The sequence below is a fragment of the Kribbella sp. NPDC004875 genome, from assembly GCF_042873375.1.
Classification (GTDB): Bacteria; Actinomycetota; Actinomycetes; order Propionibacteriales; family Kribbellaceae; genus Kribbella.
In genome coordinates this window covers 254,475-275,154 of record NZ_JBIALI010000002.1, presented here as the reverse complement: position 1 = coordinate 275,154, position 20,680 = coordinate 254,475, and the positions used below count along the sequence as shown (strand labels likewise).

Here is a 20,680-nt window from a genome sequence, read left to right as displayed (position 1 = left end):
AGGAACTCGCTAGTAGGATTGTCAACAATCTCTACGAGGTCGCACACTGACTCGCATGAGTTCGCGTCCCTCCACTCACCCCCTGCCGGCGGCGGTGCCACCACTGCTGCAGACCGGCATCGGGGTTGTCGCGCCGTACGACTTCGCGCTCGACCGGGAACTGTGGCGCTGGGTCCCCGACAACGTCACCCTGCACTGCACCCGGACGCCCTACGCCCCGATGGCCGCCACCGTCGAGATGGCCGTGCACATCTCGGATCCGGAAATGGTCGCCCGGACCACCTACAACGTGCTGTCGGTGGCTCCGCTGGCGGTCGCCTACGCCTGTACTTTCGGGAGTTTCGTCGGCGGCCTGGCCGGCGAACTCCGGCTCGTCGACGCGATGATCGGCGCCGGCGCTCCGGCGGCGGTGACCACGAGCGGTGCGCTGCTGCTCGCACTGCGCCGCCTCGGGATCACCCGGATCGCCACCGTCACGCCGTACACGAACGACCTGACCGCGGGACTGAGCGCGTTCCTCGCCGAGTCCGGGGTCGAGGTGGTAGCGACCGCCGGGCTCGGACTGATCGCGCAGATCTGGGCGGTCCCCTACGAGACGACCGTCGAGCTGGTCCGCAGTGTCGACAGCGACGCGGTCGAGGCAATCTTCATCAGCTGTACGAACCTTCCGACGTACGACGTCATCGCCGGGCTGGAGGCCACCTTGGGAAAGCCGGTACTGACCGCGAACCAGGTCACGATGTGGGCGGCGCTGGAGCTCGCCGGCCACACCGGGATCGGGCCGGGACAACACCTGATGAGCGCCGGATGAACGCCGCCGAGTACGCCGTCCGGCTGGCCCGGGTGCGCGCCATCCTGACCGAGCGCGGGCTCGGCGCACTGGTGGTCAGCGACCCGGCGAACATCTTCTACCTGACCGGGTACGACGCGTGGTCGTTCTACACACCGCAATGTCTGCTGGTCCTGGCCGACGGTGACGCGCACCTGTTCGCGCGGGCGATGGACGCGGCCGGGGCGGCGTACACCTGCAACCTGGGGCCCGACCAGATCCACGGGTATCCCGAACGGCTGGTGCACCGCCCGGACGTCCATCCGTTCGACTGGATCGCGAACGGGTGCCGCGAGTTGGTCCCGGCGGGCGCCGACATCGCGGTCGAGACCGACGCGCACTTCTTCAGCGCGCGCAGCTACCTTGCCCTCAGCAACGGTCTGCCCGGTCACCGGCTCGTCGACTCGGGTGAGCTGGTGAACTGGGTCCGGCTGGTGAAGTCGCCGTACGAGGTGGAGCAGCTGCGGATCGCCGGCACGATCGCCGAGCAGGCGATGCGGGTCGCGCTCGAGCAGCTCCGGCCGGGTCGCCGGCAGTGCGATCTGGTCGCCGAGATCCTCGCCGCGCAGACCTCCGGCACCCCCGAGCACGGCGGTGACTATCCCGCCATCGTGCCGATGCTGCCGACCGGCGACGCGGCCGGTACGCCGCACCTGACCTGGACCGACCGCCCGTTCGTCAACAACGAGGCGACCACGATCGAACTGGCCGGCGTGTTCGGCCGGTACCACGCCCCGCTCGCCCGCACCGCGATGCTCGGCGACCCACCGCACCGGCTCCGGGAGACCGCCAAGATCGTTGCCGACGGCATGCAGGCCGCGCTGGCGGCGATCCGTCCCGGGGTCACCGGGAGCGGGGTGCACGCCGCGTTCAACGACGTGATCGCGGCGCACGGGCTGGTGAAGGAGTCCCGGATCGGGTACTCGATCGGCATCGGGTACCCGCCGGACTGGGGGGAACGCACCGTCAGCCTGCGCCCCGAGGAGACCACCGTGCTGACCGCGGGGATGGCGTTCCACGTGATCCTCGGCATGTGGATGGACGGCTGGGGCTACGAGCTGTCCGAGCCCGTGGTGGTCACCACCGACGGAGTGGAACGTCTGACCGGACTGTCCCACGAACTGACGATCAGGAGGTAACCCCTTGACCGCACGACCCGCACTGCCGTACGCCGCACGTGCCGCCGGACTGGTGGGATCGGTGATCGACTCGAGTACGTCGCTCCTGCACAAGCAGACCCATGACATCGTCCGCTTCGCGATGGGATCGCCGGCGGCCGAGGCGGTCCCGGCCAAGCTCCTGTCCGCGATCGCCGCCGGCGAGCTGAGTCAGCCGGCCGCCTACGACTACGCGGCCACCGAGGGCGACCCGCCGTTACACGCCGCACTCCTCGAGATGCTCCGCGGCACCAGCGACGAGACGACGCCGGAGCGGCTCACCGTCACCGCGGGCGGGATGCAGGGGCTCGACCTGTTCTGCAAGATCTTCGTCGACCCGGGTGATCTGGTCGTCGTCGAGTCCCCGACGTACACGAACGGCAGCGCGACCGCGCTCTCGTACGGCGCCGAACTGCTCGAGGTGCCGGTCGACGACGACGGGATGATGGTCGACGATCTGCCCCGCCTACTCGGCGACCGCCGGCCAAAGGCGATCTACACGATCCCGACCTTCCAGAACCCGTCCGGCGCGACGCTCTCGCTGGAGCGCCGGCACCGGCTGCTCGAACTGGCCCGGTCCTGGGGATCGATGGTGATCGACGACGACCCGTACGGGCTGTTGCGGTTCGCCGGCGACCCGTTGCCGACGCTGCGTGCGCTCGGCGCGGGCGATCCGCTGGTGTTCTCCGTGCGTACGTTCTCGAAGATCGTCGCGCCCGGTCTGCGCGTCGGCTGGGTCGACGCGGACCCGCAACTGCAGCAACTGCTGATCAACGCCAAGCAGGCGATGGACACGTGTACCAACCTGCCCGCGCAGAAGCTGCTCGCCGGGTTCCTGACCGGCGGTCATCTCGAGGAGCACCTGGCGACCCAGCGGGCGGAGTACAGGCGCCGCAAGGAGGCGATGCACGCCGCGCTCACCGAGCACTTCGGGGACATCGCGCGGTGGACCGATCCCGAGGGCGGCTTCTTCCTCTGGGTGACGCTGGAGAACGGCGTGAGCACCGAGGAACTGTTCGAGATCGCCCTGGCCGAAGGCGTCGCGTTCATCCCCGGTCCCGCCTTCTCCCCCACCGGCCGTTTCACCGACGCCTTCCGCGTCTGCTTCGCCTCGACCACCCCGGACCGCATCCACGAAGGCATCACCCGCCTCCGCCGAGCGGTCGACAAGCTAGCGGGGTAGCCCGTCGGCGAGGAGTTCGGCGAGGTGCCTCGCGCGGCGCGTCGTACCCTGCGCGATCTGGGTACGGCAACTGAATCCGTCCGCCAGTACGGTCGTTGTCTCGGGCAATGACCGTACGGCGGGCAGCAGTGACTGCTCGCCGACGGCCTGCGAGATCTCGTAGTGGTCGCGTTCGAAACCGAAGTTGCCCGCCAGCCCGCAGCAGCCGGGATCGGCCATGCCCGCGTCGATGCCGGCCGCCGCCATCAGGTGACGATCGGAGTCGAAGCCGAGGACCGCGTGCTGGTGACAGTGCTGCTGGACGTACGCAGCTCCCCCGACCTGCGGTGGCTTCCAGCCGGCCTCGACGAGCAGCTCGGAGAACGTGCGCGTCGTCGCGGCGGCCGCGGCGGCCAGCGGGTTGCCGGACAGCAGGTCTGGTGCGTCGTGGCGGAGGGCCGCCGTACAACTCGGTTCGAGGCCGACGATCGGCGTACCGGCGGTCAGGTGCGGGGCGAGCGTGTGCAGGGAACGGTCGAGGACGCGGCGGGCCGTCGACAATTGACCGGTCGACACCCAGGTCAGTCCACAACAGACCGGCTTGTCGGGGAGCACGACCTCGAAACCCGCGGCCTCCAGCACGGTGACCGCGGCACGGCCGATCTCCGGCGCGAGGTAGTTCGTGAAGGTGTCCGGCCAGAGCACGACCTTCTTCTCACCGGTCGACCCGCCCCGCCGCGTGAACCACTGGGTGAAGCTCTCCCGAGCGAACGGCGGCACGTCCCGCTCGGCCGCGATCCCACCGAGCCGCTTCGTCAACCGCAGACCGGCGAACGCGTTCGCGAGCTTCGGCGCCCGCGACGCGAGCCGCGACCACAGCGGCAGCCACCCCATCGACCAGTGCGACAGCGGCCGCGCCCACGGCCGCCGCGCGTAGTGGTGATGCGTGAACTCGGCCTTGTACGTCGCCATGTCGACGTTCACCGGACAGTCGGACAGACATCCCTTGCAGGACAGGCAGAGATCGAGCCCGTCCCGCACCTCGGTGGACCGCCAGCCGTCCGTGACGACATCACCCTGCAACATCTCCCACAGCAGGTGCGCCCGGCCGCGCGTCGAGTGCAGCTCGTCGCGGGTGACCTGGTAGCTCGGGCACATCACGCTGCCCGAGCTCTGCCGGCACTTCCCGATCCCGACACACCGGCGCTGCGCCTGCGCGAAGTCGTGCCCGTCCTCGGGATAGTCGAACATCGTCAGCAGCTTGCGGCCCTTCGCCGGGCCGTCGTGCCGGATCCCGGCGTCGAAGGGCGGCGGGTCGACGATCATGCCCGGGTTCATCACATCGGCCGGATCCCACAGCCGCTTCAGCTCACCGAACAGCGCGAGACCGTCCGCGCCGTACATCTTGCCGAGCAGCTCACCCCGCGCGCGCCCGTCACCGTGCTCGCCGGACACCGAACCGCCGAGCTCCACCACGAGGTCCGCGGCCTGTTCGACGAAGTCGCGGTACGTCGCGAGGCCGCGCGCACTCAGCAGATCGAAGTCGATCCGCATGTGCATGCAACCTTCGCCGAAGTGCCCGTACGACGCCCCCGACAACCCGTGCCGCCCGAGCACCTCGTCGAGCCCGCGCAGGTACGCGCCCAGTCGCTCCGGCGGTACGGCGGCATCCTCCCAACCGCCCCACGCCTCCGCCCCGTCCGCGCGACGTGTCGCCAGGCCCGCGGCGTCCGTACGGCAGCGCCACAGAACCGCCTGCGACTTCGGGTCGGTGACCAGCGACGCGGTCGCGGGCGAACCGGAGTCGCGCAACTCCTCGAGCATCAGGCGCGCCGACGCCGCGGCGAGCGCCTCGTCGTCGCCGCCGATCTCGACGAGCAGCCACGCGTTCCCGGCCGGCAGTCCGGCACGGACCGCGGCGTCGCGAACCTCTGTCGGCAACCGGTCGACGAGCTCGCTGTTGATGGACTCCATCGTCAGCGGCCCGTGCCGGAGCACGACGGGCACACAATCAGCCGAGGTCACCGAGTCGGCGAACCCCAGCGCACAGAGAACCTTTGCCTTGGGCAACTCGGTGAGCTGCACCGTCGCACGCAGCGTCGCGGCCAGACCGCCCTCGCTGCCGGAGAGCAGACCGGCGACGTTGTAGCCGTGCTCGGGGAGCAGCCGATGCAACGCATAACCAGAGATCTGCCGGGTGAACTGCCCGAACCGTCGCCGGATCAGCAACTCGTTCCGATCGGTGAACGCCTGCAGCGCGCGGTGCAACTCGCCCTCGCGCCCCGGGCGCGCGGCGGCGGCCGCCCGATCAGCCTCCGAAGCGACCGTCAGACGCGTGCCGTCGGCGAGCACGACGTCGAGCGAGCGGAGATTGTCGGCCGTCGTCCCCCAGGCGACCGAATGTGCACCGCAGGCATTGTTGGCAATCATCCCGCCCAGCGTGGCCCGGCTCGCGGACGACGGGTCCGCACCGAACGCCAGCCCGTGCGGCCGCGCGGCCGCCAGCAGATCGGTGAGTACGACGCCCGGCTCGACGACCGCGGTTCGGGACGCCGGGTCGAGCTCGACGATCCGGTTCACGTGCCGGGACGCATCGACGACGACTCCACCGATCGCATTGCCGGCCATCGACGTACCGCCGCCCCGGACCACCACCGGCGCGCCGGCCGCCGCGGTCGACGCGACGGCGATCGCCAGCTCGTCGGCGTCCGCCGGGACCACCACCAGGTCGGGTACGGCGCGGTAGTTCGACCCGTCGGTGGCGTACAGCGCGCGGGTGCGGGCGTCGTCGGCCACCACGCCGCTCAGCTCCCGGCGCAGGACCGTGGCCAGCCGCGGGACGTCGTACTCAGCGGGTCGGGTCGCGGGGCGGTCTGGGGTTAACATTGTCGACAATCTACCCATTTCGGTGCGCGACAGCCAGGAGGTCCGATGGTCACGGTAGGGCTGCTTTACCCGGGACACAGCGCGGAGGACGACTACCCGGCGCTCGAGGCGCGGTTGGACGGATCCGTAAAGCTGCCGGTCGTCATCACCTCGGTCGGTGAGGACGCGCACCGGGTGGACGCGCTCCTCGACCTCGGCCGCGCGGAACGGCTGGCCGAAGGCGCCGCCGAGTTGGCGCCGTCCCGGCCGGACGCGGTGATGTGGGCCTGCACCTCGGGCAGCTTCGTGTTCGGGCGGGAGGGCGCGAACATCCAGGCGGCCGGCGTCGCGCAGGCGCTCGGTGTGCCCGCGTCGTCGACCTCGATCGCGTTCGTCGACGCCTGCCGGGCGCTCGGCCTGCACAAGGTCGCGGTCGCCGCGTCGTACCCCGAGGACGTCGCTCAGCACTTCGTCCGCTTCCTCACCGGCGGCGACGTCGAGGTGGTCTCGATGGGCAGCAACGGGATCATCACCGCCGCCGAGGTCGGGACGCTCACCCCGGACCAGGTGGTCGCGATGGTGAAGGCCGCCGACCACCCGGACGCCGAGGCGATCCTGGTGCCGGACACCGCGATGCACACGCTGGCGATCATCGACGAACTGGAGACCGCGGTCGGCAAGCCGGTACTCACCGCGAACCAGGTGACGGTCTGGAAGGGCCTGCAGCTGGCCGGAGCGGTACCGTCTCTGCCAGGTCTGGGGACCCTGTTCGCGACAAGGGGGATATCGGAGTGACCAACTACATCGAGCCGCTGGCCCAGGAGTCGACGCCGAGCATCATCGCCGACAAACTGCGCAAGGCCATCGGTCACGGGGAGCTCAAGCCGGGCGCCCAGCTCGGGGAGGCCGACCTGGCCCGCAAGCTGGGCGTCAGCCGCGGCCCGTTGCGGGAGGGCATGCAGCGGCTGACGCAGGAAGGGTTGCTGATCTCGATCCGCAACCGCGGGCTGTTCGTCGTCGACATGACCCCCGACGACGTCCGCGACATGTACCTGGCCCGGGAGGCGATCGAGCGCGCCGCGGCCCGGAAGATCCTGCACGGCGACCCCGAGGCGGCCGGCGCCGTGCTGCTCGAGATCGTCGACCGGATGGCCGTCGCCGAGGGTGACCCGGCCGCGGTCGGCGAGCTCGACATCGCGTTCCACGAGCGGCTCGTGCAGCTGGCCGGCAGCCCGCGGCTGTCGCGGATGCACCAGACGTTCATCACCGAGACCCGGATGTGCATCCACGCCCTGGAGGAGACGTACTCCGCCTCCGACGTCCGCGTCCGCGAGCACTACGCGCTCGCGGAGGCGATCCGCACCGGCAACGCCGAGTCCGCCGACCGCCTCCTGATCGCGCACATGGACGACGCGATCGTGCGCCTCACCACCCGCTGACCAGCCGCTGACCAGCCGCTGAATCAGACCGCGATCCCGATGTACTTCGTCTCCAGGAACTCGTCGATCCCGATCGAGCCGCCCTCGCGCCCGAGCCCGGACTGCTTGACCCCGCCGAACGGCGCGGCCGGGTTCGAGACCACGCCTTGGTTCAGCCCGACCATGCCGGTCTCGATCGACTCCGCCACCCGCAGCGCCCGCCGCAGATCGTTGGTGAACACGTAGGCGACCAGCCCGTACTCCGTGTCGTTGGCCGCCGCCACGACCTCCTCCTCGGTACTGAACGGCGTCAGCGGAGCCACCGGCCCGAAGATCTCCTGGTCGGCCATCGCCGCCTCCCGCGGTACGCCGGTCAGCACCGTCGGCGGGTAGAAGTACCCGTCCCCCTGCGCGACCTCTCCCCCGGTGAGCACGGTCGCGCCCCGTTCGACGGCGTCCGCCACCAGCGACCGCACCTTCTCCCGCCCGGCTTCGTCGATCAGCGGCCCGACCTTGACGTCCGGCTCGGTGCCCCGCCCGACCGTGAGCGCCGCCATCCGGTCCGCGAGCCGGCGGCCGAAGTCGTCGATCACCGACGCGTGCACGAAGATCCGGTTGGCCGCCGTACAGGCCTCGCCCATGTTCCGCATCTTCGCCGCGATCGCGCCGGTCACGGCCTCGTCCAGGTCCGCGTCCTCGAAGACGATGAACGGCGCGTTGCCGCCGAGCTCGAGGGACGTCCGCAGCACCTTCTCCGCGCACTGCTCGAGCAGCACCCGGCCGACCCGCGTGGACCCGGTGAACGACAGCTTCCGGGCCAGCCCGGACCGGATCAGCGGCTCCATCACGCCACCCGCGTCCATCGCGGTCACACAGTTGACCGCTCCCGCCGGTACGCCGGCCTCGGTCAGGATCCCCATCAGCGCGAGCATCGAGAGCGGCGTCTGGTGCGCGGGCTTGATCACGCTCGTGCAGCCGGCCGCGATGGCCGGCCCGAGCTTGCGGGTCCCCATCGCCATCGGGAAGTTCCACGGGGTGATCAGCAGGCACGGACCGACCGGCTGCTTGGTGATCAGGAAGCGCGCGTTCCCGGCCGGCGCGGTCTGGTACCCGCCGTCGATCCGCAGCGCCTCCCCGGCGAAGTGCCGGAAGAACTCGGCCGCGTACGCGATCTCTCCACGGGCCTCGGGCAACGGTTTGCCCATCTCCAGCGTCATCAGCAGCGCCAGGTCGTCGGCCCGCTCCATCAGCAGCTCGTACGCCGCCGTGAGCATGTCGGCGCGTTCGCGCGGTGCGGTCCGCGCGAAGTCCGGCTGCGCCGCGACCGCCGCCTCGAGCGCGGCCCGCCCGTCGGCCGGCGACGCGTCGGCGACGGCGCACAGCACCTTGCCGGTCGACGGGTCGACGACGTCGAACGTCGCGCCCCGGGTCGCCGGGGTCCACTTCCCGTCGATGAACAGTCCCTTGTCGACCGCCTCGATCACCCTGGACTCGTCGTGCACGCTCATTCGCACCCCTTCACCGGCCTCGACACGTGAGATACGCTGATTGTCGACAATCTACCATTCAACCGACCATTCAACACTGGAGGGGAAGGTCCGTGGCGGAGCTCTCGCAGATCCTCAAACAGGCGACCGGCGTGGTCGCCGCTCGTGGGACCGGTGTGCAACTGTTCGACGAGGACGATCGCCGGTACCTGGACTTCACAGCCGGCATCGGTGTCACGTCGACCGGGCACTGCCACCCGCGCGTGGTGGCGGCCGCGCAGGAACAGGTCGGCCGGATCATCCACGCGCAGTACACGACGGTGATGCACCGGCCGCTGCTCGACCTGGTCGAGCGGCTCGGCGAGGTGCTTCCCCGGGGCCTCGACCGGATGTTCTTCGCGAACTCCGGCAGTGAGGCGATCGAGGCGGCGCTGCGGCTCACCCGGCAGGCGACCGGACGGCCGAACGTGATCGTGTTCCACGGCGGCTTCCACGGCCGGACCGTGGCGGCGGCCTCGATGACGACGTCCGGCACCAAGTTCCGCTCCGGCTTCAGCCCACTGATGGCCGGCGTGCATGTCTCGCCGTTCCCCGACCCCGGCCACTTCGACTGGCCGGTCGAGCAGGCGACCGACTTCGCACTCAACCAGCTGGACTACGTGCTGCAGACCCTGAGCACGCCGGCCGACACCGCGGCGTTCTTCGTCGAGCCGGTACTCGGCGAGGGCGGGTACGTCCCCGCGAACGAGCGCTTCTTCGCCGGCCTCCGCGAACGCGCCGACAAGCACGGGATCCTGCTCGTCGTCGACGAGGTACAGACCGGCTTCGGCCGCACCGGCAAGTTCTGGGGCGGCGACCACTTCGGCTCCCGGCCCGACGTACTCGTCACCGCGAAGGGCCTCGCCTCCGGCTTCCCGCTGTCCGGGATCGCCGCGTCGTCGGAGCTGATGGAGAAGGCCTGGCCCGGCTCGCAGGGCGGCACGTACGGCGCGAACGCGGTCGCCTGCGCGGCGGCGCTGGCAACGCTCGACGTGATCCAGGACGAAGGTCTCGTGCAGAACTCCGCCGACCGCGGCGCCCAGCTCAAGCAGGCGCTGCAACTGGTCGCGGACAAGCACGAGCAGATCACCGATGTCCGCGGGCTCGGCCTGATGATCGGCAACGAGTTCCGGGACGCGGACGGCAAGCCCGACCCGGTGACGGCGGCCGCGGCCCAGCAGGAGGCCGCCCGCCGGGGCCTGCTGCTGCTCACCTGCGGCGCCTGGGGCCAGGTCGTCCGCTTCATCCCGGCCCTGGTCGTCTCCCCCGACGAGATCGACGAGGCCGCCGGCATCTGGTCCGACGCCGTGGCTGCCGTCATCGGCTAGCGCACACGACACAGCAGAAGGCCGGTCCGCGGGATTCGCGGACCGGCCTTCTGCTGTCACTACGCCTTCGCGGGCTCAGCGTCGAGCGCCACCGGCGGCGGCGCCTCGTCGGTCCCCGGGATCTCGGTGCCGTTCAGCGGGCACCGCGTCGTCTCCGGGACCTTGGCCAGCGCGATGGCACCGACCACGCAGGCCGCCATCATGTAGTACGCCGGCACCAGCGAGTCCCCGGTCTTCGCCGTCAGCCAGTCGTTGACCGCGGGCGCCGTACCACCGAACAGCGAGGTGGAGACGTTGTACGCGATCGCGAACCCGGCGTACCGGACGTGCGTCGGGAACATCGCCGGGAAGGTCGCCGAGATCGTCGCGAGCTGCGGGACGTAGAGCAGACCCAGGACCGCGAAACCGACGATCGCCCCGGCCAGGTTCGTCCCCATCAGCAGGAACATCGGTACGCCGAACACGAACAACCCGGCCAGCGACGCCCACCACAACGGTTTCCGGCCGACCCGGTCCGACATCCGGCCCGCGAACGGGACGAAGACCATCATCGCCAGCATGCCGATGATCGGCACCACCAGCGACAGATCGGAACTCATCCCGATCTCCTTCTCCAGGTACGTCGGCATGTACGTGAGCAACGTGTAGTTCACGACGTTCAGCGCGATCACCATGCCGCCGAGCCGCAGGATCGGGCCCCAGTAGCCGGACAGCAGGTCCTTGAACTGCGTTGAGGTCTGCTCCTCCTTCTGGCCCTTCGCCTCGAGTTCACGGAAGACCGGCGTGTCCTCGAGCCGCGACCGGAGGTAGACCCCGACCAGACCGAGCGGCGCGGCGACCAGGAACGGCAGCCGCCAGCCCCACGCGTGCATCGCGTCGTCGCCGAGCACCAGGGAGAAGAACAGCATCAGCAAGGCACCGAGCGAGAAGCCGGCGAGCGTCCCGAACTCGAGGAAGCTGCCGAGGAACCCACGCTTGCGGCTCGGCGCGTACTCGGCCATGAAGGTCGCGGCACCGCCGTACTCACCACCGGTCGAGAAGCCCTGGATCATCCGGAGCAGCACCAGCAGCACCGGGGCCCAGTAGCCGATCGTGTCGAACGACGGTACGAGTCCGGCGAGCAGGGTCGCGCCGGACATCATGATGATGGTGATCGCCAGCACGTGCTTGCGGCCGAGCCGGTCACCGAGCGGACCCCAGACCAGACCGCCGAGCGGGCGGACCAGGAACGAGACGGCGAACGTCATCAGCGCGAGCAGGGTCTGGCTCTCGGTGTCGCCCGGGAAGATGGCGGCCGAGATGTAGGTCACGCCGTAGGCGTAGATGCCGTAGTCGAACCACTCCGTCGCGTTACCGATCGCCGAGGCGGCGATCGCTTTCTTCAGCACTCCGGGCGGCGGCTCCGTGTCGACTGAGGTCGCGGGCGGCCGGTCCTGCTGCTGTCCACCTCCGGGTGGCTGATCGCTCACTGGCGGCTGGGTCTCGGCGTCCACATTTCCTCCTGTGTCGGATACGGCCTCACCCGTGTGCCCACCCTCCACGTATTCAACACGCCGCGCGGGTCCGGTCGTAGTTTTGTTGACAATCCGAAGGTTAGCCATGTGCATTCGTGAACGGCAAGCGATGACTACCGGTGGATCAAGGTTTCTCGGCGAGGGCCGCCAGACCGGCGGTGATCACAGCAAGACCGAATTCGAAGCGTTCGTCGCCGTCGGCTCCGGAGGTCAGCGGCCCCGCGAGCGCCACCGTGAGCGGGAACCGATCGGCCGGCAACGAGGCGAAATGGCCCCGCAGACCGTCGATGAACCGCTCGAGGTCCTCGGGCGTCCAGTCGGCCACCCGCTGCACGTCCTCCTCGAACGCGATCGCGGTCACGTACAGCGGGATCAGGTCCACCGCCCACGCGGCCGCCTGATCCGGGAGCCCACCCGCCTTCAAGATGCCGAGCAGACACTCCGACGTCCGCAGCGCGGCCTCCCCCAGCGGTACGGCGCCGATCGCGGCGCGCGCCACTCCGGGTGTCGACCGCATCGCCCGCAACATCTCGCGCATGGCGTCCTTGAGTTGCTCCTGCCAGCGCTCAGGATCCGGCGGCGACGGCAGATTCATCGACTGCGCGACCCGGTCGACCAGCAGCTGGTCGAGCTCCCGCTTGTTCGCGACGTGCGCGTACAGCGACGCCGGACCGGTGCGCAGCTCCTGCGCGACCTTCCGCATCGAGACCGCCTCGTACCCCTGGTCGACCACCAGCCGCAGCGCGGTGTCCACGATCCGCTCACGGTTCAACGGCTCCCGGGCCGGGCGGACGGGTTTGGCGGGGCTGATCGGCCGCCACGGAGGTTGGCTCATACGAACACTGTACTTGATGCGAACACTGTTCGAGCGTAGAACAGTGTTCGTCAACGAACACCGTTCTGAATCGTCTCCCAGGGGGCCGCCATGACCGCAGTCGCAGAGAACTCACCCGAAACCACGACGGCCGCCCGCGGGACGCCGTACCGCTGGCGCTGGATCGTGCTGGCGACGATCCTGATCGCCGAGATCATGGACCTGGTCGACGCGACAATCGTGAACATCGCCGCGCCGTCCATCCGCGCCGAGTTGGGCGGCTCCGAGTCCGCCATGCAGTGGATGCTGGCCGGCTACACGCTGGCCTTCGCGATCGGCCTGATCACCTTCGGCCGGCTCGGCGACCTGGTCGGCCGCCGGCGGCTGTTCGTGATCGGCGCGCTCGGCTTCACCGTCGCGTCCGCGGTCTGCGGGTTCGCGACCAGCCCGGAACTGCTGATCGGCAGCCGGTTCGCGCAGGGCCTGCTCGGCGCGGTGATGATCCCGCAGGGCTTCGCGATCGTGAAGTCGATCTTCCCGTCGGAGGAGCTCGGCAAGGCGTTCGCGATGTTCGGCCCGGTGATGGGCCTGTCCGCGGTGGCCGGCCCGATCCTGGCCGGTGTGCTGATCGACGCGAACTGGTTCGGCGCCGGCTGGCGGACCATCTTCTTCATCAACGTCCCGATCGGCATCGCCGCCCTGGTCGGCGCGCTCCGGTTCATGCCCGAGGTGAAGACCGCCGGCGCCAACCGGCTGGACGCCGTCGGCGTGCTCCTGGTCAGCCTCGCGTCCGGCCTGCTGATCTACCCGCTGGTCCAGGGCCGCGAGCTCGGCTGGCCGCTGTGGTCGATCCTGATGCTGGTCGCCTCGGTTCCCGTGTTCGCGCTGTTCGGCCGGCGCGAACGCCGCTCCGGCAACCCGGTCATCGACCCGTCCCTGTTCCGCAACCGCGGGTACGTCGCCGGGCTCGGCGTGATCACCACGTTCTTCCTCGCGATGAACGGCTTCACGCTGGTGTTCAACCTGTTCACCCAGCTCGGCCTGCACTACAGCCCGCTGAAGGCCGGCCTCGCGATGGTGCCGTTCTCACTCGGAATCGCCATCGGCGCACCGGTGTCGGCCGCCGTACTCGCCCCGAAACTCGGCCGCAAGGCGCTGCAACTCGGCGTCGCGGTGATGACCGTCGCGATGGCCGGCGTCTGGTTCACCCTGCACACCTACGGCGACGCGACGACGATCTGGAACCTGGTCCCGGCGACGCTGGCCACGGGCATCGGCGCCGGCATGGTCTTCGCGCCGCTGTTCGACATCATCCTGGCCTCGATCGACGACCAGGCCGCCGGCTCCGCATCCGGCGTGCTGACCGCCATGCAGCAGTACGGCGGCGCGATCGGCGTCGCCGTGATCGGCACGGTGTTCTTCCAGTCGCTGCCCGGCCACGCCTTCCTGGGCGCGACCAAGACGTCGGTCCTGGTCGCGACCGGGCTCTTCGTGGTCAGCCTCGCCGTGACCTTCCTACTCCCGCAGCGGGCCCGGGAGGAGAGCATCAGCCACGGCTGACGAACCCCTCCTTCACCAACCAGTCCATGGCGACGTCGGCGGGCTCACGTCCGTCGACGTCGACCTGCGCGTTCAGCTCGATCAGCACCGGGTCGGTGAGCTTGTCCGAGACCGGCTGCAGCAGGTCCCGCAACTGCGGGTACTTGTCCAGCACCTTCTTGCTGATCACCGGAGCCACGTTGTACGCCGGGAAATACTTTTTGTCATCCTGGAGCACCTGCAGGTCGAGCGACTTGATCCGCCCGTCGGTGGTGAAGATCTCACCGAACCGGCAATCCCCGTTGCTCGTCGCGGCGTACACCGCACCCGTGTCCAGGGTCCGGATGTTGTTCCGCGGTACGCCGGTCCCCAGCGGGATCCCGTAGTGCTTCAGCATCGGCTCGAAGCCGTCGTTGCGGTTCGCGAACTCGGACTCGACGCAGAACGTGCGTTCCTTCACCGGCAGCGACGCGATCTGCGACAGCTTGGTGATGTGCGTCTTCTCGGACTCCTTGCGGGTCATCGCGAAGCCGTAGCTGTTGTTCATCGGCGCCGGCTTCAGCCAGACCAGCCCGTACTTGTCCAGGTCCTCCTTGGCGACCGCGTCGTACTGCTTCTGCTTGTCCGGGATGCCGGTGTCGTGGCCGAGGTACGAGATCCACGCCGTCCCGGTGTACTCCCAGGCCATCTGGATCTGGCCGCCGAGCATCGCCTGCCGGGACGTGTCGCTACCCGGCATGTTGGTCAGGTCCTGGACGTCCGCGCCGGCCGACCGCATCAGGATCGCGGCGATCTTGCCGAGGATCAGCTGCTCCTGGAAGCTCTTCGAGCCGATCGCGATGGTCAGCCCGTCGAGGCTCTTCACCGACTTCAGGTCACCCTGCAGCGCACCGGTCGGCACGAACCCGCCGCTCGTCCCCAGGCCACAGCCCGAGAGCAGCAGCGTGAGCGCGGCCGTTGTCGCTGTCAGGCCTGCTACCAGCCGCTTCATCCGAGTCCTCTCGGTCGGGTCACTTCTTCGAGTACTCGGCCCGCCCAGTCGATCAGCAGCGCCAGCGCGGCGACCAGGATGGCGCCGCTGATCAGCACCGGGTAACGCAGCAGGCGGATGCCGGTGGTGATCAGGCTGCCCAGTCCCCCGGCGTCGATGAAGGTGGCCAGCGTCGCCGTACCGACGACCAGGACGAGCGCGGTGCGGATGCCGGCCATGATCACCGGCACGGCGAGCGGCAGCTCGATCCGGCCGAGGACGGCGAAGTTGGACATGCCCATGCCGCGACCGGCCTCGACCAGTGTCCGGTCGACGCCCTGCAGGCCGACGATGGTGTTTCGCAGCACCGGCAGGATCGCGTACAGGCAGAGTGCGAAGATCGCGGTCCAGAAGCCGAAGCCGAGCCAGATCGCGAGCAGCACGATCAGGCCGATTACCGGCGCCGCCTGGCCCGCGTTCGCGATCGCGACAACGACCGGGGCGGCCCGCCGGGCGCGCGGCCGGGTGAGCATGATGCCGAGCGGCACGGCGACGAGCAGCACGATGATCGTCGCGACGGCGGTGAGTTCGAGGTGTTCGACGGTCAGCCGGCCGATCAGCTTCCATTCGAGCTGGCGCTGCTCGATCGAGTCGAGGTCGGCCTGCGAACGCCAGATCGCCCAGACCACGATGACGAGCGCGACGAACAACGGCTGGCCGATCAGCAGGCCCCACGACGGGCGCCGGGCCCGACTCGTCGCGAGACCGGCCGCGGCCGCCTTCGCGTCGGCGAGATTCTCTTTCGGTGTGGTGTCCGGTGACGGATCGAGCGTGGTCACTGCGCGACCTCCGCCTCCGGGTCGGTGCCGTTCGAGCCCTCCTGGATCCGCGCGAGCACCGACTGGAAGTCGACGACCCCCAGGTACTCGTCGCGGCGACCGGTGACGACCGCGCTGCCGTGGCTCGACATCAGCATCGTGTCGAGCGCGTCGTTCAGCGTCGCCCGCCGGTCGATCGTGACCAGGTCGGTGTCCTCGTGCGGCGCCGGGACCTTGTCGACCTCCGACAGATCCGTGGTCCACATCCAGTCCACCGGCCGCTTCCGCCGGTCGAGTACGACGACCGAATCGTCGCCCGCCTCGTTCGCGGCCCGCAGTACGGCCGGTGCCGGGTCGCCGATCTCCGCGACCGTCGGCTGGTTCAGCTCGATCTCGCTGACCCGGCTCAGGGTCAGCTGTTTGAGCGCGGCGCCGGCGCCGACGAAGTCCGCGACGAACCGGTTCGCCGGGTTCGCCAGGATCGCCTCGGGGGTGTCGTACTGCGCGATCTTCGCGCCCTCGGTGAGGATCAGGATCCGGTCACCGAGTTTCACCGCCTCGTCGAAGTCGTGGGTGACGCAGACGATCGTCTTGCGCAGCTCCTCCTGGATGCTGAGCAGCTCGTCCTGCAGCCGCTGCCGGGTGATCGGGTCGACCGCGCCGAACGGCTCGTCCATCAGGATCACCGGCGGGTCGGCCGCGAGCCCCCGGGCGACACCGACGCGCTGCTGCTGACCGCCGGAGAGCTCCCGCGGGTAGCGGCCGCGGTACCGGTCGGGGTCGAGGCCGACGAGTTCCAGCAGTTCGTCGACGCGTTCCGCCGTACGGCGTTTGTCCCAGCCGAGCAGGCCCGGCACCAGGGCGATGTTCTGCGTGACGGTCATGTGTGGGAACAGGCTGCCGCCCTGGATCACGTACCCGATCCGGCGGCGCAGGTCGTCGTCGTCCTGCTTGCTGATGTCCTCGCCGCCGATCCGGATGTTGCCGGAGGTCGGCTCGATCAGCCGGTTGATCATCTTCAGCGACGTGGTCTTGCCGCAACCGGACGGGCCGACGAACATCACGATCTCACCGGCCGGGATGTGCAGCGAGAGCCCCTCGACGGCGGGCTTCTTCTGGCCCGGGTACCGCTTGACGACGTTCGTCAGCTCGATGTCGACGCCGCTGATCTCCTCGGCAGGGCTGTCGGTGCCGCTCTCGGTCATGATGGTTTCAGACACGGATACCCCTCGAGGTGGTCAGGCGGCCGACGAGCAGCAGCAGTGCGTCCAGGACAAGTGCGAGCAGTACGACGCCGATCGTGCCGACCAACGCGGAGTTCAGAGCGTTCTTGCCACCGATCTGGGTCAGGCCGGTGAAGATGAAGCTGCCCAGGCCGGGCCCGAGCACATAGGCGGCGATGGCCGCGATCCCCATCGACATCTGGGCCGAGACCCGGACGCCGGCCAGGATCACCGGCCAGGCCAACGGCAGCTCGATCCGGAGCAACGTCCGGATCGCCCCCATCCCCATGCCGCGCGCCGACTCGATCAGCGTCGCGTCGACGCCGGCCAGGCCGACGACGGCGTTGCGCAGGATCGGCAGGCACGCATAGAAGGTGACGGCCACCACCGACGTCGCCGTACCGATGCCCGCCAACGGGATCATCAGGCCGAGCAACGCGAACGACGGGATGGTCAGACCTACCGCGCTGACGGCCCCGGCCAGTGATGCGATCCGCGGATTGCGGTGCACGACGACTGCCAGGCCGACCGCGATCACGGTGGCCAGCAGCACGCACTGGATGACCAGGCTCAGGTGCTGATAACTCTGATAGAGCAGCTGCGAGTGACGTTCAGTGATGTAATCCCACACACGGCAACCGGTACCCAACAAGCGTTGGATTCACACATTGGGACGGTTCCTTCCGAAGTCTGGACATGACAAAACCCCTGGTCACGGGCGTGACCAGGGGTTTTGTTCTGTCTAGATCAGATCAGTTGAACGAGTCGCCGCACGCGCACGAGCCGGTCGCGTTCGGGTTGTCGATCGTGAAGCCCTGCTTCTCGATGGTGTCGACGAAGTCGATCGACGCACCCTTCAGGTACGGCGCGCTCATCCGGTCCGTGACGACGCTCACGCCACCGAAGTCGGCCACCACGTCGCCGTCGAGCTGACGCTCGTCGAAGAACAGCTGGTACCGCAGTCCGGAGCAACCACCGGGCTGTACGGCGACCCGCAGCGCGAGGTCGTCGCGGCCTTCCTGGTCGAGCAGCGCCTTCACCTTGGCGGCGGCTCCGTCGGTGAGGAGAACACCAGTGGCTGCCGTCTGCTCGGTCTGCGCTTCAGTCATCCCTGACTCCAGTCATCTCTCAAGTGCCGCCGTACAGCTTCCGGGCGGCACGGAAGTCTCATGTCAACACGGGTCAACAGCTGGCGTCCCGCGCTCATTCCCATGGTCGCACACCAATTTCACAGATCAACCATCCCGTCAGGTACCGGACCGGTGCCGGACCAGTGCCGGACCAGTGCCGGACCGGGCCCACTCAGCGCGCCCAGGTCTTCGCGACCCGCTCCGCGACCGTCGCGAGCGAACCGCTCGGGTCCGCGAACGCCTGCTCCTCGCCGACCGCGTCCACCAGCGCGTACGCCGACTCGACGCCCATCGACCGCATCTCGCGGGAGCCGATCAGCACCTTCCCGGCGAGCACCACACACGGCCGCATCGCGTCGTTCGCCACCTTCGCGACGCCGGCGATCACCTTGCCGTCGCGGGATTGGAAGTCGAACGCTCCCTCGCCGCTCAGCACCAGATCCACCTGTGCGGCCTTCTGCTTCAGCCCGGTGAGCTCGGCGACCAGGTCGATCCCGGAGACCCGCTCGGCGCCGAGCAGCAGCAGCGCGTACCCAAGACCGCCCGCGGCGCCGGCACCCTTCTGGTCCGCGGTCTTCCGGTCGGCGAGCTCGGCGAAGTGCGTCAGCCAGCCGTCGACCTCGGGCTTCCGCTCGTCGGCGATGCCCTTCTGGGTGCCGAAGACATTGGTCGCGCCGCGCAGGCCGAGCATCGGGTTCTCAACGTCACTGGCCGCGACGAACTCGACACCGGCCACGCGTTCCCGAGCTGCAGTCAGATCGACCGCGGTCAGTCCGGCGAGCCCAGCGGCACCGGCGTCCAGCTCGCCCGACTCCCCCGTCGCCCCGAGCGCCGCGAGCAGACCCGCTCCCGCGTCGTTGGTCCCCGAACCACCGAGGCCGAGGATGATCCGCCGCGCACCGGCGTCCACGGCCGCCACGATCAGCTGACCGACGCCGTACGTCGTCGCGTCCTCGGGCCGGCGCTGCTTCGGCTCCACCAGGTGCAGCCCGCACGCCTGCGCGGTCTCGACGTACGCCGTCTCGCCCGCGAGCAGGACCGTCGCGGGAGTCTCCTCACCGAGCGGACCACGGACGGTGACGGACAGCAGCTTCCCGTCGACGACGGCCGACAGCACGTCGATGAACCCCGGGCCGCCGTCCGCCATCGGCGCCACCAGCACCTCCGCGTTCGGGTCGCGGCGCCGCCAGCCCGCCTCGATGGCCGCGGCCGCTTCGACAGCCGTCAACGTCCCGGCGAACTTGTCCGGCGCAATCAGAATCCGCATGCCGACATCCTCTCCCACCCAGGTCTGTTGACGTCGCCGAGTGCCGCCAGTTGGATCGTTGGGCATGAAGTCGATCCTCTTCGCACTCCGCGTGACCGACCTCGAACGCTCGCTGACGTTCTACAAGTCCGTCGGGTACGTCGACCTCGGCACGGTCCCGTTCGACGACGGCTCGAGCCTGGTGTGGCTCCGGCTGCCCGGCGAGGAGTCGGTGTCGCTCGAACTCGTGCACCGGCCCGCCGACGGCCCGGTCGAGATCGGCGGCTTCCAGCACTTCGCGATCGAGGTCGACTCACTGGCCGGCACCATCGCGCGGCTGACCGAATCCGGCCTGCACCCCGCGGACGCGGAACTGCCCGGCGGCCCCGACGGTCCGAAGACGTCCTGGCTCACCGACCCCGACGGCTACCGCATCGAACTCGTCGAATGGCCCCCCGGCGGCCCACCGAGCCCCGAGGACTCTTGATGCAGCGGCCGGCGCCCGCCGAAGGGCGCTGAGCGATGGTTGACCAAACACCCCGAGTCCCGGGCTATGCCCACCAAGAACACGGCCCCCGAATCGGCACTACCGCCCGCCTCCGCCCAGGAGCAGTCGCAGCAGTCATGCACGGCGACCGTCTCCTCCTCACCAAGCGCACCGACAACGGCGAATGGTGCCTCCCCGGCGGCGCGATCGAGCCCGGCGAACGACCGGCCGAAGCGGCCGAGCGCGAAACCTTCGAGGAGACCGGGCTGACCGTGCGCGCCACCGGGCTGATCGGCGTCTACTCCAACCCGGACGTTGTCGTCGTCTACCCCGACGGCGATCGCGTTCAGCTCCTCGGCATCGTCTTCCGCGCCGAGGTGGTCGCCGGCGAGGCGGGCTGCTCCGCGGAGGTGAGTGAGGTCGGGTGGTTCACGGCGGACGAGGCCGCGGCGCTGCCGGTGGTCGCCAGCCACCGCCCGCTCCTGACCGCCGTCTTCGCAGGCGGGCTGTACTTCGACGAGCCCATTGGTTAGCCGATGGCGGGTTATGTGATCGGTGGCGTGTTGTAGCACGTCAGTGGTGAAACAAACCGCCAGCAGGCTGGGCTTTGACAGGGCGCGGGGATAACCGCTATCTATTAGCTAACCGTTAGGG

19 protein-coding genes are annotated in these 20,680 nt (G+C 69.5%); 9 read left to right on the top strand and 10 right to left on the bottom strand.

What is annotated here, in order from left to right; genetic code table 11:
• Window positions 1-55 precede the first annotated feature (55 nt).
• The 3 genes from ACFYRH_RS12425 to ACFYRH_RS12415 are packed head-to-tail and all read left to right on the top strand — an operon-like array spanning window position 56 to window position 3,169.
• A complete protein-coding gene (locus tag ACFYRH_RS12425; protein WP_387772499.1) occupies window positions 56-811 on the top strand; it encodes an Asp/Glu racemase in 756 nt (251 codons plus the stop codon).
• Window positions 808-1,968 carry a M24 family metallopeptidase gene (locus ACFYRH_RS12420; RefSeq protein WP_387772496.1) on the top strand — a complete coding sequence of 387 codons (1,161 nt, stop codon included), beginning with the start codon at window positions 808-810 and terminating at the stop codon, window positions 1,966-1,968. The genes ACFYRH_RS12425 and ACFYRH_RS12420 overlap by 4 nt, the downstream gene beginning before the upstream one ends.
• Window positions 1,969-1,972: 4 nt before the next feature.
• Window positions 1,973-3,169: a PLP-dependent aminotransferase family protein gene (locus tag ACFYRH_RS12415; RefSeq protein WP_387772493.1), complete on the top strand. Its 1,197-nt coding sequence runs from the start codon at window positions 1,973-1,975 to the stop codon at window positions 3,167-3,169.
• On the opposite strand, the gene ACFYRH_RS12410 is transcribed toward ACFYRH_RS12415, so the two are convergent.
• Window positions 3,158-6,034 carry an FAD-binding and (Fe-S)-binding domain-containing protein gene (locus ACFYRH_RS12410; RefSeq protein ID WP_387772490.1) on the bottom strand — a complete coding sequence of 959 codons (2,877 nt, stop codon included), beginning with the start codon at window positions 6,032-6,034 and terminating at the stop codon, window positions 3,158-3,160. The two genes, ACFYRH_RS12415 and ACFYRH_RS12410, sit on opposite strands and share 12 nt — an antisense overlap.
• 45 nt (window positions 6,035-6,079) lie before the next feature.
• Between ACFYRH_RS12410 and ACFYRH_RS12405 the strand changes: the two genes are divergently transcribed.
• Both ACFYRH_RS12405 and ACFYRH_RS12400 read left to right on the top strand, forming a co-directional pair.
• The gene (locus ACFYRH_RS12405) at window positions 6,080-6,808 is read left to right on the top strand and encodes a maleate cis-trans isomerase (RefSeq protein WP_387772487.1); all 729 of its coding nucleotides are present in this window, start codon (window positions 6,080-6,082) and stop codon (window positions 6,806-6,808) included.
• The gene (locus ACFYRH_RS12400) at window positions 6,805-7,452 is read left to right on the top strand and encodes a GntR family transcriptional regulator (protein WP_387772484.1); all 648 of its coding nucleotides are present in this window, start codon (window positions 6,805-6,807) and stop codon (window positions 7,450-7,452) included. The genes ACFYRH_RS12405 and ACFYRH_RS12400 overlap by 4 nt, the downstream gene beginning before the upstream one ends.
• Before the next feature lie 23 nt (window positions 7,453-7,475).
• On the opposite strand, the gene ACFYRH_RS12395 is transcribed toward ACFYRH_RS12400, so the two are convergent.
• Complete coding sequence (locus tag ACFYRH_RS12395) at window positions 7,476-8,939, bottom strand: NAD-dependent succinate-semialdehyde dehydrogenase (protein WP_387772481.1); 1,464 nt, start codon at window positions 8,937-8,939, stop codon at window positions 7,476-7,478.
• 92 nt (window positions 8,940-9,031) lie between these two features.
• Here ACFYRH_RS12395 and ACFYRH_RS12390 point away from each other — a divergent pair, with 92 nt between their 5' ends.
• On the top strand, window positions 9,032-10,285 hold the full coding sequence (locus tag ACFYRH_RS12390) for an aspartate aminotransferase family protein (protein ID WP_387772478.1): 1,254 nt from the start codon (window positions 9,032-9,034) through the stop codon (window positions 10,283-10,285).
• 59 nt (window positions 10,286-10,344) lie between these two features.
• Here the strand turns inward: ACFYRH_RS12390 and ACFYRH_RS12385 are convergent, their stop codons facing one another.
• A complete protein-coding gene (locus ACFYRH_RS12385) occupies window positions 10,345-11,778 on the bottom strand; it encodes an MFS transporter (protein WP_387772475.1) in 1,434 nt (477 codons plus the stop codon).
• A gap of 145 nt (window positions 11,779-11,923) precedes the next feature.
• Window positions 11,924-12,634 (bottom strand): TetR/AcrR family transcriptional regulator, encoded by a 711-nt coding sequence (locus tag ACFYRH_RS12380; RefSeq protein ID WP_387772472.1) that lies wholly within the window; start codon window positions 12,632-12,634, stop codon window positions 11,924-11,926.
• A gap of 90 nt (window positions 12,635-12,724) precedes the next feature.
• Between ACFYRH_RS12380 and ACFYRH_RS12375 the strand changes: the two genes are divergently transcribed.
• Complete coding sequence (locus tag ACFYRH_RS12375) at window positions 12,725-14,173, top strand: DHA2 family efflux MFS transporter permease subunit (RefSeq protein ID WP_387772469.1); 1,449 nt, start codon at window positions 12,725-12,727, stop codon at window positions 14,171-14,173.
• On the opposite strand, the gene ACFYRH_RS12370 is transcribed toward ACFYRH_RS12375, so the two are convergent.
• From ACFYRH_RS12370 to ACFYRH_RS12345, 6 genes are all read right to left on the bottom strand, one after another.
• Entirely contained in the window at window positions 14,160-15,143 is a 984-nt protein-coding gene (locus tag ACFYRH_RS12370) for a glycine betaine ABC transporter substrate-binding protein (RefSeq protein WP_387772466.1), read from the bottom strand. The genes ACFYRH_RS12375 and ACFYRH_RS12370 overlap by 14 nt on opposite strands.
• Window positions 15,140-15,961 carry an ABC transporter permease gene (locus tag ACFYRH_RS12365; RefSeq protein ID WP_387772463.1) on the bottom strand — a complete coding sequence of 274 codons (822 nt, stop codon included), beginning with the start codon at window positions 15,959-15,961 and terminating at the stop codon, window positions 15,140-15,142. The genes ACFYRH_RS12370 and ACFYRH_RS12365 overlap by 4 nt, the downstream gene beginning before the upstream one ends.
• The gene (locus ACFYRH_RS12360; RefSeq protein ID WP_387772460.1) at window positions 15,958-17,160 is read right to left on the bottom strand and encodes an ABC transporter ATP-binding protein; all 1,203 of its coding nucleotides are present in this window, start codon (window positions 17,158-17,160) and stop codon (window positions 15,958-15,960) included. Before ACFYRH_RS12360 ends, ACFYRH_RS12365 begins: the two co-directional genes overlap by 4 nt.
• Window positions 17,153-17,794: an ABC transporter permease gene (locus tag ACFYRH_RS12355; RefSeq protein ID WP_387772457.1), complete on the bottom strand. Its 642-nt coding sequence runs from the start codon at window positions 17,792-17,794 to the stop codon at window positions 17,153-17,155. Before ACFYRH_RS12355 ends, ACFYRH_RS12360 begins: the two co-directional genes overlap by 8 nt.
• Before the next feature lie 121 nt (window positions 17,795-17,915).
• Complete coding sequence (locus ACFYRH_RS12350; protein ID WP_387772454.1) at window positions 17,916-18,272, bottom strand: HesB/IscA family protein; 357 nt, start codon at window positions 18,270-18,272, stop codon at window positions 17,916-17,918.
• 193 nt (window positions 18,273-18,465) lie between these two features.
• Window positions 18,466-19,560 carry a glycerate kinase gene (locus ACFYRH_RS12345; RefSeq protein WP_387772451.1) on the bottom strand — a complete coding sequence of 365 codons (1,095 nt, stop codon included), beginning with the start codon at window positions 19,558-19,560 and terminating at the stop codon, window positions 18,466-18,468.
• 64 nt (window positions 19,561-19,624) lie between these two features.
• Between ACFYRH_RS12345 and ACFYRH_RS12340 the strand changes: the two genes are divergently transcribed.
• A complete protein-coding gene (locus ACFYRH_RS12340; RefSeq protein WP_387772448.1) occupies window positions 19,625-20,026 on the top strand; it encodes a VOC family protein in 402 nt (133 codons plus the stop codon).
• A 35-nt stretch (window positions 20,027-20,061) separates the two neighbouring features.
• Window positions 20,062-20,559, top strand: coding sequence for an NUDIX domain-containing protein (locus tag ACFYRH_RS12335; RefSeq protein ID WP_387772445.1), 498 nt, complete (start codon window positions 20,062-20,064; stop codon window positions 20,557-20,559).
• Window positions 20,560-20,680 lie beyond the last annotated feature (121 nt).